At 72.4% G+C, this 17,606-nt stretch carries 10 protein-coding genes; 8 read left to right on the top strand and 2 right to left on the bottom strand.

The window, feature by feature from the left end:
• Nucleotides 1-188: 188 nt before the first annotated feature.
• The gene (locus WME85_RS37590) at nt 189-1,400 is read right to left on the bottom strand and encodes a DUF882 domain-containing protein (protein WP_437827887.1); all 1,212 of its coding nucleotides are present in this window, start codon (nt 1,398-1,400) and stop codon (nt 189-191) included.
• A 295-nt stretch (nt 1,401-1,695) separates the two neighbouring features.
• On the opposite strand from WME85_RS37590, the gene pilM reads away from it, so the two are divergent.
• From pilM to pilQ, 5 genes are all read left to right on the top strand, one after another.
• Entirely contained in the window at nt 1,696-2,757 is a 1,062-nt protein-coding gene (pilM, locus tag WME85_RS37585; RefSeq protein WP_437303898.1) for a type IV pilus assembly protein PilM, read from the top strand.
• Complete coding sequence (locus WME85_RS37580; RefSeq protein ID WP_437827886.1) at nt 2,754-3,398, top strand: PilN domain-containing protein; 645 nt, start codon at nt 2,754-2,756, stop codon at nt 3,396-3,398. The genes pilM and WME85_RS37580 overlap by 4 nt, the downstream gene beginning before the upstream one ends.
• Nucleotides 3,398-4,036 (top strand): type 4a pilus biogenesis protein PilO, encoded by a 639-nt coding sequence (locus tag WME85_RS37575; protein ID WP_437303896.1) that lies wholly within the window; start codon nt 3,398-3,400, stop codon nt 4,034-4,036. Before WME85_RS37580 ends, WME85_RS37575 begins: the two co-directional genes overlap by 1 nt.
• A gap of 11 nt (nt 4,037-4,047) precedes the next feature.
• Nucleotides 4,048-4,689 (top strand): pilus assembly protein PilP, encoded by a 642-nt coding sequence (locus WME85_RS37570; protein WP_437827885.1) that lies wholly within the window; start codon nt 4,048-4,050, stop codon nt 4,687-4,689.
• Between the two features lie 88 nt (nt 4,690-4,777).
• Nucleotides 4,778-7,153: a type IV pilus secretin PilQ gene (gene pilQ / locus WME85_RS37565; protein WP_437827884.1), complete on the top strand. Its 2,376-nt coding sequence runs from the start codon at nt 4,778-4,780 to the stop codon at nt 7,151-7,153.
• A gap of 54 nt (nt 7,154-7,207) precedes the next feature.
• On the opposite strand, the gene WME85_RS37560 is transcribed toward pilQ, so the two are convergent.
• Nucleotides 7,208-8,146, bottom strand: coding sequence for a LysR family transcriptional regulator (locus tag WME85_RS37560; protein WP_437827883.1), 939 nt, complete (start codon nt 8,144-8,146; stop codon nt 7,208-7,210).
• A 370-nt stretch (nt 8,147-8,516) separates the two neighbouring features.
• On the opposite strand from WME85_RS37560, the gene WME85_RS37555 reads away from it, so the two are divergent.
• From WME85_RS37555 to WME85_RS37545, 3 genes are all read left to right on the top strand, one after another.
• On the top strand, nt 8,517-9,872 hold the full coding sequence (locus tag WME85_RS37555) for a wax ester/triacylglycerol synthase domain-containing protein (RefSeq protein ID WP_437827882.1): 1,356 nt from the start codon (nt 8,517-8,519) through the stop codon (nt 9,870-9,872).
• An 11-nt stretch (nt 9,873-9,883) separates the two neighbouring features.
• The gene (locus tag WME85_RS37550) at nt 9,884-11,707 is read left to right on the top strand and encodes an NAD(P)/FAD-dependent oxidoreductase (protein WP_437827881.1); all 1,824 of its coding nucleotides are present in this window, start codon (nt 9,884-9,886) and stop codon (nt 11,705-11,707) included.
• 421 nt (nt 11,708-12,128) lie between these two features.
• Complete coding sequence (locus WME85_RS37545) at nt 12,129-17,372, top strand: AAA family ATPase (RefSeq protein ID WP_437827880.1); 5,244 nt, start codon at nt 12,129-12,131, stop codon at nt 17,370-17,372.
• Nucleotides 17,373-17,606: the final 234 nt, after the last annotated feature.

Genomic DNA, 17,606 nt, shown 5'->3' with positions numbered 1-17,606 from the left:
AAGCTCGTCCCCGTCACAGCACGGGGCGAGTGACCTGGGAGAAGGGAACCCCTCCCGCTGCAGTCGGGTCGATTGCTGCACGTGAGGTGGATTGGTGCCACAACTCTCGCAGCGTGCAAGGTAGAGCCGCGCAATTGTGTCTGGTGCGGATGTTCAGTGTGTGGATTATGTCCAGCGACCTCGGCAGCTCACCTTCCGGCCGGTGAAGCGGCGGGCGCCTGGGTGGGTGCTCCTGAACCCACGCCCTGCTGCGCTTCATTGCCGCTGCGCCCCGCGTCCGAGTTTGTCCCTGTAGTATTCGCTGGTTGCGGCGGAGTGGCGCGGGGCTGGCCTGACCCATACACCTCTTCTTCCGCCGAGAGGGGGACATCTCTCGCTGCCTCGTCGGCCCCGACAGAGCCCCTCGCCCCCTCGTAGCGCGGCGGCTCTCCAGGCCTCGAGTAATCCACCCAGTAGACCTTATCTGATCTGACGTCCAGGTGAACGAACGTCGAGTTGGGGTAGTATCCCACACCCGCGCTGCGGAAACCTCGGCAGAAGTCGCGGACCACGGTGTTGGGCACCCCCTCGACCATGAAGTCGACGGCGCGGCCGAAGTTGTGGTTGGAGTGCGGCGTGTACTGGGTCGGAGTGTAGGGGCGATACCCGCTCACGACGCGGATGGTCCTGCCGCCGAAGTGGTCGCTCACCATGCCGATCAGCGTGGCGAGGCGCGGGTCGATGGGGATCGACGCGGTGGGCGACGCGCGCATCAGCCGGCTGAGCTTGGGGAGGGCCTTGGGGACGAGGCGCCCCTTCGACGTGAGCAGCTGGAGGTCGATCCGCTCGGCGCCGCGCACCAGGCGGACCAAGCCGGGGCGCTTGGGCCGCTGCACGTACCGCTTGCTCGGCGGCATCGACCGGGGGTCGGGCTTCGGGTCCCGCTTCGTCGACCCCTTGCCCAGGGGGCGAGCCTCGGCGCTCCGCTCCTTTGCACTGGCGCCGCGGCTCCGCTCCGGCCCGTCGCGCAGCGAGGCCGCCCGGTTCGGCGCGCCCGGCGCGGACCGGCCGCCCGGCTTGCCCCGCTCGGGGATCACGAGGACCAGCCCCGGGTGGATCCGCTGGCCAGGCTTGAGCCCGTTCGCCTCGCGGAGCGCGTCGACCGTGATGCGGTACCGCTTCGCGATCTTGCCGAGCGTCTGGCCGGCGTAGACGGTGTGCTGGCCGTCCTCGGCGAGCGCCGCGCCGGGGGCGGCGAGCAGGACGAAGGCCGCCGCCGCGAGGGCGGCGAGGGCAGAGCGCAGCCGCGAGGGCCGCGCGATGGCAGGCAGTGACCGAGCGCGGGGCTCCAGCGCGGCGCCGGGCGCCGCGCCGACGTCGAGGCCGCGGGGGCCGCAGAAAAGGGAGAAGTCCGGATGCATGAGGGGACTCTGACCTGACGTCATCCGTGCCCGACGACCGAGCCCCGGACGGTGCTACCCTGGGCTGGCGCGCGCCGGCCGGCCATACCGGGGGCGCCGCACCGCGTATCGGGCTTCGATAGGCGGGCGAGAGGCGAGCGTAAAGCGGTTTTTTGCCCCGCGATCGACGGCGGTGCGAAGCTTCGCCGGAAGCGACCAGAAGCGATCATCGGGGATCGGGCGCGCGAGGGCCCGGGCAACGCGGGCCCGGGCTCCCCTTTCTTCACCCAAGGCGGCGCGGACCAGGACGGACGGGATGTCGGAAGGCAAGAACTTGATCGGGGTCGACATCGGATCGAGCGCGATCAAGATCGCTCAGATCAAGGAAGGCCGTAAGGGCTACGGCCTCGTGCGGCTCGGCTACGCGCCGCTCGCGCCGCAGGCGATCGTCGACGGCCACGTCATGAACGCGCAGGCGATCGTCGAGGCGCTCGGCCGCGCCTTCTCCGACGCGAAGATCCGCCAGCGCGAGATCGCGCTCAGCATCAGCGGCCAGGCGGTCATCATCCGCAAGATCACGGTGCCGCTCATGACCGCCGCCGAGCTGGACGAGCAGATCCAGTGGGAGGCCGAGCAGCACATCCCCTTCGACATCAAGGACGTGCACGTCGACTACGAGGTGCTGCGCCGCCGCCCCGAGGCCGGGCAGATGGACCTCCTGCTCGTCGCCGCCAAGCGCGACGAGATCAACGACTACACGCAGATCGCCAGGACCGCGAAGCTCAAGCCCATGGTGGTCGACATCGACGCGTTCACCGTGCAGAACCTGTTCGAGGTGAACCGCGGCATCCCGCCGGACCAGACGTTCGCCATCATCAACGTCGGCGCGAGCCTCGCGTCCATCAACATCGTGTCGCGCGGCGCGAGCGCGTTCACCCGCGACATCGGCAACGGCGGCAACTACATCACCGAGCAGATCCAGCGGAAGCTCGGCATCAGCTTCGAGCAGGCCGAGGAGTTCAAGTGCGCCAGCGTGACCTCGGGCCCGGGCGGCGTGCCCGCCCAGGTCATCGAGACCATCGAGCAGGTGTGCGACTCGATCGCCGGGGAGATCCAGCGCTCGCTCGACTTCTTCCTGGCCACGAGCGGTGAGGGCGACATGCACCGCATCTACCTGACCGGCGGCTCGTCCAACCTGCCCGCGCTGCCCGCGGCGATCGGGCGGCGCGCCCGGGTCGCCGTCGAGCTGATCCAGCCGATGGAGCGCATCACCGTGGAAGCGAAGGAAGTCAACCAGGAGCTGCTCCGGCTCCGGGCGGCGCAGTTCTGCGTCTCGCTCGGGCTCGCGATGCGCAAGGACCGGGAGAAGCGCTCGTGATACGCGTCAACCTGCTCCCTCAACGGCGCGGCACGCGCGGGGCCGCCCCGCAGGCGAGCCAGCGCTGGCTGCTCGTCACGCTCGGCGTCGTGATCCTCGAGATCGTCGCGCTCTTCCTCTTCCACCAGACCAAGGTCGAGGAGCTCGAGGAGCAGACGCGGAAGAACTCGGTCCTCCAGAGCCAGATCCAGGACATCCGCACGCTCGTCGCGAACCACGAGGAGATCAAGAAGGCGCTCGAGGTCCTCCGCGCGCGCGAGGACGCGATCGCGAAGCTCCAGGCGGCGCGCAGCGGGCCGACCGCGGTGCTGCTCGAGCTCGCGCAGCTCCTGACGAACGGCAAGGGGCCGACCGCCGACCCGGACAAGCTGGCGCAGCTCCGCAAGGAGAACCCGCTCGCCGTCTACAACCCCTCCTGGGACAGCCGGCGGCTGTGGCTCACGAGCTACGTCGAGTCCGAGCGGACCGTGCGCGTCGAGGGGCTCGCGCGCGACGGCACCGACGTCTACGAGCTCGCCCAGCGGCTGAAGCTGTCGTCGTACTTCTACGACGTGCAGCTGCTCCCGGGGAAGAAGGAGAACGAGAAGGCGTCGCGGCTCGAGCTCGTCTCGTTCGCGCTGCAGCTGAAGGTGAGGTACTGATGGCCACGAAGCCCAACCCCGCGCCCGCCGGCTCGGCGCTCGACCGGCTGCCGCCGCTCGCCAAGGTCGGCGTCGGCGCGCTCTTCGCGGCGCTCGTCGGCATCCTGTACTTCGTCGGCTTCTACGCCGACGTGGACTCGCAGATCGAGGGCGCCGTGCAGAAGCAGCAGGCGCTCCAGGCGGAGCTCACCAAGGCGCAGGCGTCGAAGGCCGCCTACCAGAAGGACCTCGACGAGAAGACCCGGCGCGAGCAGCTGAGCCGCGAGCAGAAGAAGATCCTCCCGGACGAGTCCGAGACGCCGGCCTTCCTCTCCGCGATCCAGGGCGTCGCGACCGTCTCCGGCGTCAACCTGACGTCATGGAGCCCGACCGAGGAGATCCCGCAGGAGTTCTTCTCCAAGGTGCCGATGAAGCTGACGCTCTCCGGCAAGTTCCACCAGGTGGCGAAGTTCTTCCACGGCGTGGGGCAGCTCGACCGCATCATCAACCTGGAGGAGGTCCAGATCAAGGAGCCGAAGGTCGTGGGGACCGACGTCGAGGTCGAGGTGGAGTGCCTCGCGACCGCGTTCCGCGCCGTGCGCGCCGGAGAGACCCCGACGGCCGGCGTGAAGCGGCGGAGCGGCGGGGGTGTCCGGTGAGCGGCGGTCGCTTGCTGCTGCTCGCCCTCGGGGCGACCACGGCGTGGGCGCTCGCGCTGACGACGCTCACGGGGTGCGAGGACGAGCCGGTGATCACCTCCGCCCAGCTGCGCGGCACGGCCGCGCCGCAGGCCACCGCCTCGCCGGCGCGCGCCCCCGCGGCCGGGGCGTCGGCGTCCGCGGCCCCGGACGCCGGCGCGCCCGAGATGCCGCCGCTGCCGCTCCGCGAGTTCCAGGAGGCCGACTTCTCCGAGAGCGATCGGAGCCGCGACCCGTTCCGGAGCTTCGAGTCGCTCTTCGCGACGCAGGCCCGGGGGCGGGTGACGATCCAGCGGCAGGTCCTCGTGGACCGCTTCGCGCTCGACGAGCTCAAGCTGGTCGGCGTCGTCTCGCGCGCGCCCGCCCGCGCGCTGCTCACCGACCCGACGGGGCTCGGGTGGGTGGCGAAGGTGGGCGACTTCGTCGGCAAGGCCGAGATCGTACACGCGGGCGGCCCCACGGGCGTCGACGTGGCCGTGAACTGGCGCGTCGACCGGATCCGCGACTCCGACGTCGTCTTCATCCGCGAGGACCCGTCGCACCCGGAGATCCCGCCGACGACGCGCGTGATCGCGCTGCGCCCGCTCGGCGAGCAGAACGAGCCCGCCCCCTGACCGCCACGAATTGGGCCCGCCCCGGGCACCCGAAGTAGCCTCCCGGCAGCGTGACGCAGACCTCGCGTCACCGCGAAGCGGGAGTGCAATGAAGAGCAATCGAGACTATCGCCCGAAGCGGGGCGCGCTTCGCCGTGCCGCGGCGCTCGGGATGATGTTGATCCTCGGCGCTCCTGCGGGAGACGCAGACGCCGCGGCCCCGATCAAGGTCAGCGACGTCAGGCTCACGGCGCCGGCGGACGACCGGGCCGAGGTGGTCGTGGCGACGAGCGGCGCGCCGCGCTTCTCGGCGCGGGTGGCGGACGGCGGCAAGCGGCTCCTCATCGACCTCGACGGCGCCGAGATGAGCGGCGGGCCCGGCGCGATCACGAACGGCAACGCGATCGTGGCCGGGGTGATGACCCAGGGCTTCGGCAAGGCGGCCCAGCGCACGACGCGGGTGCTCGTGCAGCTCGCGCGCCCGGCGGCCTACCGCGTCCGCGCCGACCAGGGCGCGCTCGTGATCGAGCTCGCCGCCGCCGACGCGACGGCGCCCATGGCGGCGCGGGCCCCGGGCGCCCCCGCGGCGGCGGCGCCGGCCCGCGAGCCGGCGGCGATCACCGACGTGCGCTTCGAGCACCAGGCGACGCTCGACCGGGTGATCATCGAGCTCTCGTCGATCCCGAGCTACCGCGAGTCGACCGGCAAGGGGGGCCGCCGCGTCATCGAGCTCCACGGCGTCCGGCTCCCCGACGCCCTCCAGCGCACGCTCGACGTGGGCGCCTTCGGCGGCCCGGTGCGGGCGATCTCGACGTTCCGGCGCAACAGCGACGGCTCCAAGGTGGTCGTCGAGGTGGAGCAGGCCCAGGGCGCCTCGGGCGCCGTCGCGCGCGAGGGCAACGCGCTCGTGCTCAGCGTCGCGCGGGGGGCGCTGCCCTCGACGCTCTCGGGGATCGGCGCCGACGGCGGCGCCGCGCGGCGGACCCGCACGGTCGCGCGCGAGGAGCTCGCCGACGCCGGCGCGCCGAAGGTGGAGACGTCGTTCGAGGGCCTGGACGGGGTGGGGGCGGAGCCCGGCTTCGCGGGGCGCGGCCCCGACCAGCCGGCGGGCAGCCAGGAGTCGCTCGTCGAGCCCGACCAGGCCGGCGCCTTCATGCCCGCGCTCGCCGGGCAGCAGCGGCGGTTCACGGGGCGGCGCATCGACCTCGACCTGAAGGACGCCGACATCCACAACGTCCTCCGGCTGATCTCCGACGTCGGGCGGGTCAACATCGTGACCGCCGACAACGTGAGCGGGACGGTCACCATCCGGATGCGCAACGTCCCGTGGGACCAGGCGCTCGAGACGGTGCTCCAGGCCAAGGGCCTCGGCGTGGTGCGGCAGGGCAACATGATCCGCGTCGCCCCGATCGCCGACCTCAACAAGGAGCGGGAGCTCGCGATCGCGCGGCGGAAGAGCGAGCTCCAGCTCGCGCCGCTCGAGACGCGGCTCATCCCGATCAACTACGCGGACGCGAAGGACCTCCAGGATCGCTCGAAGGACATGCTGTCGCCGCGCGGCTCGCTCGCGGTCGACGAGCGGACCAACGTGCTCATCGCCCGCGACGTCGCGGGCAACCTGAACCAGATCGAGGAGCTGGTCCGCTCGCTCGACACGCAGACGCCGCAGGTCCTGATCGAGGCGCGCGTGGTCGAGGCGACGAGCCGCTACGTGCGCGACATCGGCATCCAGTGGGGCGGCGACGGGACGTTCAGCGCGGCGACCGGCAACCCGACGGGGCTCGTGTTCCCGTCGGCGATCGGCGTCGCCGGCGGCGCGACCGACTCGAACGCCCCGACCGGCGGCCTCTCGCCGTTCGCGAACCAGGTCGCGAACCCGAACTTCGCGGTCAACCTGCCGGCGATCGTCGGCACCGGGCAGGGCGGCGCGCTCGGCTTCACGCTCGGCTCGATCAACAACACGGTGAACCTCGGGGTCCGGCTCTCCGCGGCCGAGGCGAGCGGCATGCTGCGGATCATCTCGAGCCCGCGCATCCTCACGCTCGACAACCGGGAGGCGCGGATCAGCCAGGGCACGCTGATCCCGTTCTCGCAGATCAGCGCGCAGGGCGTGCAGACGACCTTCCAGGAGGCGAAGCTGCAGCTGCTCGTGAAGCCGCACGTCACGTCGGACGGCAGCGTCGCGATGCACGTGAAGATCAACCGCGACGAGCCCGACTTCAACCAGACCTCGGCCCGCGGCGACCCGACCATCCTGAAGCGCGAGGCGGAGACCGACCTCCTGATCATGGACGGGCACACGGCGGTGATCGGCGGGATCTTCACCCGCAACACCGGCCGGAACCTCGATCAGGTGCCGTTCTTCGGGGACATCCCCGTCCTCGGCCTGCTCTTCCAGCGGCGCCGCGCGAGCGACACGCGCAGCGAGCTCGTCATCTTCCTCACGCCGCGGATCGTGAACCGCGCCGAGGCCCTCGGCCGGTAACGCCCCGGCGGGGCGCGCGCGAGCTCGTCGGAGGGCGCGCGCGGGCCGCGCCCTTCAGATGCGCTTCCGCCGGGTCGCCTCCCGCATCTGCGGGACCGCGTCCGCCACGATCCCGCGCAGCCACACCCGCGCGGGGTCGTCCTCGGTCCGGCTGTTCCACGCCATGGCGATCTCGAGGGGCGGCAGCTCGAACGGCAGGTCGAAGGTGCGGAGCGGCAGCAGGCTCGAGAAAGCCCGGCTGAGGCGCGTGGCCACGGTCGCCACGAGGTCCGACGCCGTGACGACGTGCGGCACGAGGAACACGTGCGGCACGGCCATGACCTCGCGGCGCGAGATGCCGCGCGACGCGATGAGGTCGTCCGCGACCCCCTCGTTCGCGCCCTGGCGGGTGACGACGACGTGCTGGAGGGCGGCGTAGGTCGGGAGGTCGAGGCGACCGCGCGCGGTCGGGTGGCTCGCGCGCGCGAGCCCGGCGAAGCGGTCGTCGAAGAGCGTCGCGCGGCGGAGATCAGGGGGGAGGGCGTCCCGCGGGAGGACGCCGATCGCGAGGTCGATCTCGCCGTTCCGGAGCGCGTCCGCGGCGCGGGCGTCGAGGGGGAGCAAGTGGAGCGCGAGCCTCGGCCCGCCCACCGCGAGCGCCGCGTTCAGCTGCGGCAGGAGGAGGAGCTCCACGTACTCCGTCGTGGCGATCCGGAACGTGCGCTCGCTCCTCGAGGGATCGAAGGCCGGCGCCCTTCCGCCGAAGAGCTTCCCGAGATCGTACATGATCGCCGCGACCTGCGGGGTCAGCGCCTCGGCGCGCGAGGTGAGCGCCATCCGGCGGCCGACCCGGATGAGCAGCGGGTCGGAGAAGAGCTCGCGCAGCCGCGTGAGCGCGTGGCTCATCGCCGGCTGGCTGAGCCCCACCCGGCGCGCCGCGTGGGTCACGCTGCGCTCCTGGAGCAGCGCGTCGAGCGCGACCACGAGGTTCACGTCGATCGCCGAGAGATTCACGGTTGGAATATATACCTGGATGGGTATTCCCGGAGTGGATACTTACGTTATCTTGCGCGCCAGGGTGGTAGCCCAATTTGCCTCGGAGTGATTCACATGAAGGCGGGAAGGCAGGAAGATTATTGATCTTTTCTTCCCGCCTTCCCGCCTTCATGTTCAAATCCGGCCACCACCCGCGCCGGGCGCTGTGCGCTGCGCGCTGGAACAGGCGATGACGCGAGGCGGCGCAAGGCCAGCGAGGAGGGCGAGGTGGCGCGGCGACGCGCCGTGACGTGACCGGCCGCCCGCTCGCGGGCGCTGGTCGCGCGGCCGCCCTGGCTGCTAGGGTCGCCCGCGGCTCCCCCCTGACCGGCGGCGCCCCGCGGAGACCATGACATCGCCCGTTCTGCTCGGGGGGATCGACTTCTTCCACCTCATGAACGATCGCGCCATGCGATCGCGCGGCCAGGCCGGGAACCACTGCCTGTACGTGCTCGAGCTCGATGGCCGCCTCGACATGGCCCGGCTCGCGGCGCGCCTCGAGCGCGCCACCCAGGTGCTGCCCGAGCTCCGCTTCCGCCTCGACAACAGCGTGCTCGGCCGGGCCGGGCGGCCCCGCTGGGTCGTCGACCACCACCGGCGCGCCCCCGAGCCGCGCCTCCACGAGGTCGCGGGCGAGCGCGAGCGCGCGGCGCGCGTCGAGGCGCTGCTCGCCGACCGGACCTCCGGGGAGCGGCCGTGGGCGCTCGACGTCGTGCGCGGGGCGGGGGAGGGCGACACGGTCGTGCTCCGCCACTTTCACGCGCTCACGGACGGCAAGGGCGCCGACCGGCTCGTCGCCTGGCTCGGCTCCGGCAGCGGCGACGCGCCGGACGACCCGCCGCTCCGGCAGGAGCGGCACGACGCCCCCGAGCGCCTCCTCGCCCCCCTGAGCCGCGACGAGCGGCTCGCCCTCGCGCGCGCCTACAAGGCCCACGTCCTCGCGCTCGGCCGCGCGCCGATCCTGTCGCTGGCGCGGGCCTGCGCGAGCGACAGGAGCGGCGCGCGGGCGCTGCCCTCGCGTTCGCGCGTCCTCCGGCTCACGCTGTCGGCGGAGGAGACCCGCGCCTTCGACGCCCGGGTGCGGCAGAAGGCGCGGCTCGCCGAGTCGAGCCTCATGCTGATCGCGGCGACCCGGCTCGCGGACAGGGCGCTCGTGGGCCGCGGCTTCGCCCCGCCGCACCACGTGATCCCGCTCCCGCTCTCGCTCGACCCGAAGGTGGGCGCGCGGCGGCTGTTCGGCAATCACCTCACGATGGTCCTGCTCTCCCTCGGCCGCGACGAGCTCCACGACGAGGCCCGCGCGGTCGCCCGCCTGGCCGAGCAGCAGCGCGCCATGGTGCGCGACCGGCTCGACCTCGGGATGATCGCCGCGCTCGACCTGGCGCGCTGGCTGCCCGGGCCGGTCTACCGCTGGCTCGGCGACCAGCCGTTCCAGGGCGAGCTCGCCTCGCTGATCGTCTCGAACCCCGGCGCGGTGACGGTGGAGCGGTTCGCGGGGCTGGCCGTGCGGTCGGCGTACCCGCTGCCCGCGGTCGTCACGCCGCCGGGCTTCCAGGTCATCTTCAGCCGCTTCGGCGGGCGCCTGTCGGCGTCGATCGTCCACGGCGACGGGCTGCTCGGCCCGGACGAGGCGGCGGCGATGCCGGAAGCGCTCCGCGCCGAGCTGCTCGGAGAGCCCGGGCCGCCGGCCGCGGGCGCGGTATAAGGGGCGGCGTCATGCGCAACGTCGATATCGTCATCATCGGCAGCGGCATCGCCGGCGGCCTCCTCGCGCGGCAGCTCCGCCTGGCGTGCCCCGACCTCGGGGTCCTCGTGCTGGAGGCCGCCGAGGCGATGGAGGACTACAAGGTCGGCGAGAGCACGGTCGAGGTCGCGGCGAACTACATGGTTCGCCGGCTGAACCTCGGCACGTACCTTTACCAGCACCAGCTGCCCAAGAACGGGCTCCGCTTCTTCTTCGACTCGCCGGGCAAGGACCTGCCGCTCCCCCGGATGAGCGAGATCGGCTCCGACCACATGCCGTTCCACCCGAGCTTCCAGCTCGAGCGCGCGCGGCTGGAGCGCGATCTCGTCGCCATGAACCGCGCCGCGGGCGCCGAGGTGGAGCTCGGCGCCAAGGTGGTCGACGTCGCGATCGACGGGGGCGGGCGGCACAAGGTCGTCTACGAGCAGGGCGGCGAGCGGCGCGAGGTCGCCTGCCGCTGGGTGTGCGACGCGTCCGGGCGGCGGCACGTGCTCTGGCGCAAGCTCGGCGTGAAGGTGCACAAGGAGACGCGCCTCAACACGGCGGCCGCGTGGGGGCGCTACCGCGGCGTGGCGGGGCTCGACGCCGTCGCCGACCCGGCGTGGCGGTCGCGCGCGCGGTACACCTCGCGCCACCTGTCGACGAACCACTTCATGTACGACGGGTACTGGATCTGGTTCATCCCGCTCGCCGGGGATCTGATGAGCGTGGGTGTGGTGTTCGACAAGGACCGGATCGGCGAGGGGTCGGGGGCGGCGCTGCCCGGGCCGCGCACGCGCGCGGACTTCGAGCGCTTCCTCGGCGCCCACCGCGCCGCGCGCGAGCTGCTCGAGGGGGCGGAGCTCGAGGATTTCCAGAGCTACGCCCACCTGCCGTACCACGCAGATCGGTACTTCTCGACCGACCGTTACGCCGTCACCGGCGAGGCGGGCGCGTTCACCGACCCTTTCTACAGCCCCGGATCCGATTTCATCGCGACAGCGAACGAGTTCATCACGCAGATGATCCTCGCCGACGTGGCCGGCGACAGGGCCGCGTTCGAGGAGAAGGTCGCGGCCTACGACGCGTACTATCGATTCAAGTACGACAGCACGCTCCGGCTCTACGAGCGCATGTACCCGGTGTTTGGCTCCTTCGAGCTCTACCGGCTCAAGTACCTGCTCGACTTCAACAACTATTACAACCTCGTCGTCTGGCCGTTCATGGCCGATCGCGTGACGGACGTGGGCTGGATCCGGGAGGAGCTCAAGTTCACCGATCTCGTGCTGCGCGCCCTCTCCACGATGGGCGAGCACTTCGCGTCGCTCGCGAGCGACCTGCGCGCGCGCGGCGAGTACTTCGCGCAGAACGAGGGGCGGTTCGCCAACGGGCTCAACGGCGTCGCGCAGCTGGAGACGCGGCTCGGGCCGGCGATCGACGAGCGCTTCCGGCGGGAGCAGGTCGACCGGGCGTACGGCAGCGTGTTCGCGGCGCTCGTCGAGCGGCGGCTCGGCGAGCAGGGCCTGTCGGACCGCGCGCGCGTCGTCTCGGAGCTCAAGCTGCCGCAGGTGCTCGTGTTCCGGGACATCACGCCCGAGCGGCTCTCGCGGCTCCTCCAGCGCGTCGCGGAGCGGATAACGAGGGAGCTCCGCGACGAGTTCCCGGACGCAGGGATCGAGCGGGTGGAGCTCGGGGCGGACGGCGAGGTGTCGGTGACCGGGCTCGACGCGGCCACCGCGGCGCACGCGGCGGTGCTGTCCCGGGCCAGGGCGCTCTGGGACGCATCGGCGGGGTCGCTCGCGCACGTCGCGCTCTGATCAGGGGCTCGGGCGCGGCGGCGGAGCGCGGTGATCCCGGGCGCAGGGGCCCGTTCCCTCCACGGCAGCTCTCGAGGGGAGCAGGAGGTGGACAGCGAGGCTCCTCGGGGCGGTGGAGAGAAGGCGAAACGGCTCGCTGTGGGGCGAGGACCTATATCCGGCTGCTCGCGATATCCGCGCGATGCGGCGCGACGGGCTTGCCTTTCGTGGACGGATTGGATTGCATGAGCCTTGAACCAACCCTCGATGAGCGGGGGCTCACGACTCGGGGGAACACGGGGTCAAGGGGGCTGTGACTCCGCTGAAATGTCGAGGAGACGTGTGCCCGGGGGCCGTCATGCGGTGATCCCGGTTACTACAGGGCGACGTCGAGAGGAGCAGAGCGTTGCAGGCACCTCGGGGGTACCGGATCGAAGGCGTGATGCAAACCAACGAGGGTTGGATCACCGCCTATGCCACGCGCGAGAGCGACGGGCGGCGCGTGCTCCTCAAGGCCCACGCCGATTCACCACGTCTCGCCGCGGGCTCGGCCGCGGGCGCGCTCCTGAACGAGCTGGAGATCGCGAGAGGCCTCGACCCGGAAAGGGTGCTGCACGCCGCCGCGATCGAGCGGGAAGACAGCAGGGCTTTCCTCGTCTTCGAGGACGCGGGGCTCGCGCCGCTCGGCGCGATCCTCGAGCGATCTCCGCTCCGGATCGAGCGGTTCCTCGAGCTCGCCGTGGCCATGGCGGACGCGCTCTCCGAGGTGCACCGGGGCGGCGTCATCCACAAGGACATCAAGCCGCAAAGCTTCCTCGTCGCGCCGGAGAGCGGCGCGGTCCGGCTGACCCACCTCGTGGCCGCGACCCGCCTGCCGAAGGAGCACGCCTGGCCGCAGGGCGCGCAGAGCGCCGTCGTCGAGGCAAAGCTCCCCTACATGTCGCCGGAGCAGACGGGCCGCATGAACAGGGCGCTCGACTGGCGCACGGACCTCTACTCGCTCGGGGTGGTCTTCTACGTGATGCTGGCCGGGCGCCTGCCGTTCGACGCGGCGGGGCCGCTCGAGTGGATGCACTGCCACCTCGCGCGCCCCCCCGCTCCGCTGCCCGAAGACGCCGTGCCCAGGGCCGTGGCCGACATCGTCATGAAGCTCCTGGAGAAGGACGCGGAGGCGCGGTACCAGAGCGCGAGCGGGCTGTCTCAGGACCTGCGCGCGTGCCAGCGATCGCTGCGCGACGCCGGCCGGATCGAGCGATTCCCGCTCGGCCGACACGACGTCTCCAGCCAGCTCCGCACGCCGCACCGGCTGTACGGGCGCGAGCAAGAGGCGGAGCGCTACCTCGCGGCCTTCGACCGCGTGCTCCGGGGCAGCCGGGAGATGATCGCCGTCACCGGGTACTCCGGCATCGGCAAGTCGTCGCTCGTCCACGAGATCTACAAACCCCTCACGCGAGAGCACGGGTATTTCGTCTCGGGCAAGTTCGACCAGCTCCACCGAGGGATCCCCTACTCCGCGGTCATCCAGGCGCTCAAGAGCCTGCTCCGGCAGGTGCTGGCCGCGAGCGCGGAGAAGGTCGACGAGGCGCGGCGCGCGCTGGAGAGCGCCCTCGGGCGGAACGCGTGGCTGCTCGTCGAGATGCTCCCCGAGATCGGGATCATCCTTGGCGCCGAGCACATCGAGCCCGCCCCGCCGGGGCTCAGCCCGGCGGAGACCCAGCACCGCCTCATGCTCGCGTTCCGGAGCCTCCTCCGGGCGTTCTGCGCGCGCGAGCGCCCGCTCGTGCTCTTCCTCGACGATCTGCAGTGGGCCGACGCCGGCTCGCTCTGGCTCCTCGAGGGGATCCTCGACGGCGACGACCTCGGGCCGTTCCTCCTCGTCGGGGCGTACCGCGACAACGAGGTGAGCGACGGGGACCCGCTGCTCGTCACGCTCCGCTCGGTGCAGGCGCGGGGCGTGACCGTGAGCACCCTGGAGCTCGCGCCGCTGTCGTTCGCGTCGCTCCAGCAGGTCGTGGCCGACGCGCTGAACCTCGCGCCGGGAGAGGTGGAGCCGCTCGCGCGGCTGGTCATGCGCAAGACCGAGGGGAACCCGTTCTTCGCCGGCCAGTTCCTCCAGGCGCTCCACGCGGACGGGCTCGTCCACTTCTCCCCGGAAGAGCGCCGGTTCCGCTGGGATCTCGCGAAGATCGAGGCGCGCGGGCTCACCGAGAACGCGGTCGAGCTGATGAGCGGGAGGGTGCGCAGCCTGAGCGCCGAGACCGTCGAGATCCTGCGGCTCGCGGCCTGCATCGGCGGCACGTTCGACCTGGAGACGCTGTCCGTCATCGCTGGCCTCGACAGGGCGGAGACGGCGCGCCGCCTCGAGCCGGCGATCCGCAGCGAGTACGTGCTGTGCAGCGCGAGCGAGCTCCCGGAGATGACGGTCGACGCGGAGCCCTGCGTCCGGTTCCGCTTCCTGCACGACCGCGTGCAGCAGGCGGCTTACGGGCTCATCGAGGAGGCGCAGCGCAAGGCGGTCCACCTGCAGATCGGCCGGCGGCTGCTCGCGGGCACGACGGCCGAGGAGCGCGTCGAGCGCCTGTTCGAGATCGTCGAGCAGCTCGATCAGGGGCTCGAGCTCGTGAGCGACGAGGAGGAGCGCCTCGCCATCGCGCGGCTCAACCTGGAGGCGGCGATCCGGGCGAAGCAGTCGACCGTCTACGCCGCCGCGCGGCGCTACCTCGAGGCAGGCCGCCGCCTGCTGCCGGAGGACGCGTTCGCCGCGCACGACGAGCTCGCTTTCGCGCTGCTACGGCAGCTGGCCGAGGTGGAGTACCTGCTCGGGGCGCTGGACGCAGCGGACGCGCTGGTCACCGAGGCGCTCGGCCGCGCGCGGAACGCCGTCGAGCAGGCGGACCTCCTGCAGCTGCGCGTGGTGCAGTACACGATGCGCGCGCGCTTCGGCGAAGCGGTGGAGGCCGGGCGTGAGGCGCTCGCCCTCGTCGGCGTCGCGCTCCCGCCGCTCTCCGCCGCGGCCGAGATCGAGGCGCTCGTCGAGGTCGAGGTCGCGAGCGTCGAGCGGCTGCTCGACGGGCGGGCCCCCGCCTCGCTGATCGACGCGCCGGAGATCGCGGATGAGCGGCAGCGGCTGGCCGTCCGCGTGCTGAACGAGCTGATCCCGCCGCTCTACATGCTGAACCAGGAGCGGCTCAACTACCTCGCCTGTTGCAGCATCGTGCGGATCTCGCTCGAGCACGGCCTCGCGCCCGAGGCGTCGTACGGCTTCGCGATGTACGGCTCGTGGCTCGGCCACTTCGACGGCCGCTACCGGCAGGGCTACGAGTTTGCCCGGCTGGCCGTCGAGGTGGGCCGCAGGTTCGAGGTGCAGGGGGATCTGTGCCGCGCTTGCTACATCCTCGGCAACAACATCCAGTCGTGGGTGCGCCCGCTCGCGGAGGCGGATGCGCTGTTCCGGGAGGGCTACCGCGCCGCGATGGACGCGGGGGATCTCCAGTTCGCCGGCTACGCCCTCGCCTACCTGCTCCTCAACCCGTTCCTCCGCGGCGCGAGCGCGCGCGGCCTGCTCGAGGAGCTGCCCGGCGCGCTGCGCGTCACGCGGCGGATCCAGCACCCGCTCGCGACGGACACCCTCCTCGGCCTGCTGCTCGCGCTGCGGGACCTGACCGGCGATGAAGCGACGTCGGCCGGCGAGACGCTGACGGAGGAGCGGTACCTCGCCGACTGCGCCGCGCATCAGACCGGCTACGCGCTCTGCCATTACCAGATCCTCAAGACGATCTGCGCCTACCTGCACGGCTCGCCGGCGGAGGCGCTGCGCTTCGCGGATCAGGCCGAGGCGAACCTCGGCTTTCTCCCTGGCAAGTACCAGACGGCGGCGCTGCGGTTCTACCGGGCGCTCGCGCTCGCGGCCGTCCTCCCGGCGGCGGGGGAGGGGGAGCGGGCGCGGCTGCGCGCCGATCTCGACGCCTGCCGGGAGCGGCTGCGCGGCTGGGTCGACGGCTGCCCGGAGAACTTCGCGCACAAGCGCGCGCTCGTGGAGGCGGAGGCGGCGCGCCTCGACGGGAGGGTGGACGACGCGGCCCGGCTCTACGACGACGCCATCGCGCTGGCGCGGCAGCACGGGTTCGTCAACGTCGAGGCCATCGCCTGCGAGCTCGCGGGCCGCTTCTGGATGGCGCGCGGCAGGGCGCGCGTAGCGCACGACTACCTGGGCGACGCGCTGCTCGCCTACCGGCGCTGGGACGTGGGCCGCAAGGCGCTGCTGCTCGCCCGGGAGTTCCCCGCGACCAGGCAGGAGCGCGACGCGGCCCCCCTCCGGGCCGCGCGCGCGGACGTCTTCGACGTGGACACGCTGTTCCAGGCGGCGCGCGCGCTGTCCCAGGAGCTCGTGCTCGACCGGCTCCTCGGCAGCATGGTGCAGGTGCTCGTCGAGAACGCCGGGGCGGAGCGGGGGACGCTCCTGCTCGCGCGCGGCGAGCGCATCGAGCTCGTGGCGCAGGGGGTGGCGCACCCGCCGGAGCACCGGGCGCTGCCGTACCTGCCGCTCGAGGAGCGCAGCGGCGAGGTCTGCGCGTCCGCGGTGCGGCTCGCCGTGCGCACGCGGCAGAGCGTGATCTCGGCCAACGCGTCCCTGGATCCGGCGCTGCGGGACGACCCTCACGTCAGCGCGCACGGGGTGAAGTCGCTGCTCTGCGCGCCGCTCCTGCACAAGGGTCGCGTGCTGGGCGTCGTTCACCTCGAGAACAACCTGCTCGAGGGGCTCTTCGGGCCTGAGCGCCTCGAGCTCCTCCACCTGCTCGCCGCGCAGGCGGCGGTGTCGCTGGACAACGCCCTCGTCCACGAGAACCTCGAGCGGATGGTCGAGGAGCGCACGCGCGAGCTGCGGGCCACGCAGCAGCAGCTCGTCGAGCGCGAGGCGCACCTCCGGGCGCTCATCGACGCGCTGCCGCAGTCGATCTTGCGGGTCGATCGCGAGGGGAGGTGCTTCGAGTACCGGCCGCGCCGCGGCGGCGCGGAGCTCGGCGCGGGCGCGGTCCCGTCGTTGCTGTCCGAGCTCGTGCCTGCGGCCGAGGTGCCGCGGCTGCTCGAGCTGATCGAGCGTTCGATCGACCAGGCCACCATCGAGCGGGCGGAGTTCTGCGCGGAGGGCGCCGGGGGGCGTCGGCACGTCGAGGTGAGCGTCACGGCCCTGGGCGGCGGGCGTCTCGAGGCGATCGTCTCGCTCATGGATGTGACCGAGCTGAAGCAGCGCGAGGCGGAGGAGGCGCTGCTGCGGGAGCGGGAGATCGCGCTGGAGGCGCAGGTGGAGGCGCTCGGGGCGCTGTCGACGCCGGTCGTGCCGATCTCCCGGAACGTGGTGGTGATGCCGGTGGTCGGGGAGCTCGACGCGCGCCGTGGCGAGCGGATGCGCGCGGCGCTGCTCGAGCAGATCGCCGCGCGGAAGACCCGCATCGCGATCCTCGACGTCACGGGCGTCCCCGAGCTCGACGAGCGTGCGACGGCCGATTTCGAGCGGACGGCGGGCGCGGTCCGCCTGCTCGGCGGGGAGCTGGTGCTGACGGGGCTTGGCCCGCAGGCCGCGCGGCGTCTGGTCGAGCGCGGCATCTCGCTCTCGAGGGTGAGGACGTTTCTCACGCTCCAGGAGGGCGTCCGGTTCGCGCTCCGGCTGCGCGGGGTGGGCGCGTAGCGCCCCGCCGCCCCTGCGCCGCCGCCGGCGAGCGCGCCCCGTGGTTGGCCTGCCCGCCTCCCGTCCCGCCGCTCACCCGCGGTTTCTCCTGTACGCGCGCTCGTTCCGCAGTATCACAGGCGCCGATGCGGTGGAGAGCAGCAGGTGGGCGAGTGGGTCAGTGGGCGGTTTCCCTGGCGCTGTCGGCGGGCGCCGTTGGTGCGTGTGTGGGAGCGGCCGCCGAGGGCGGCGCGC

This window comes from Sorangium sp. So ce1153, assembly GCF_051521595.1.
Classification (GTDB): domain Bacteria; phylum Myxococcota_A; class Polyangia; order Polyangiales; family Polyangiaceae; genus Sorangium.
The sequence above is the reverse complement of the archived record's forward strand: the minus strand, read 5'-3'. Positions and strand labels throughout refer to the sequence as shown.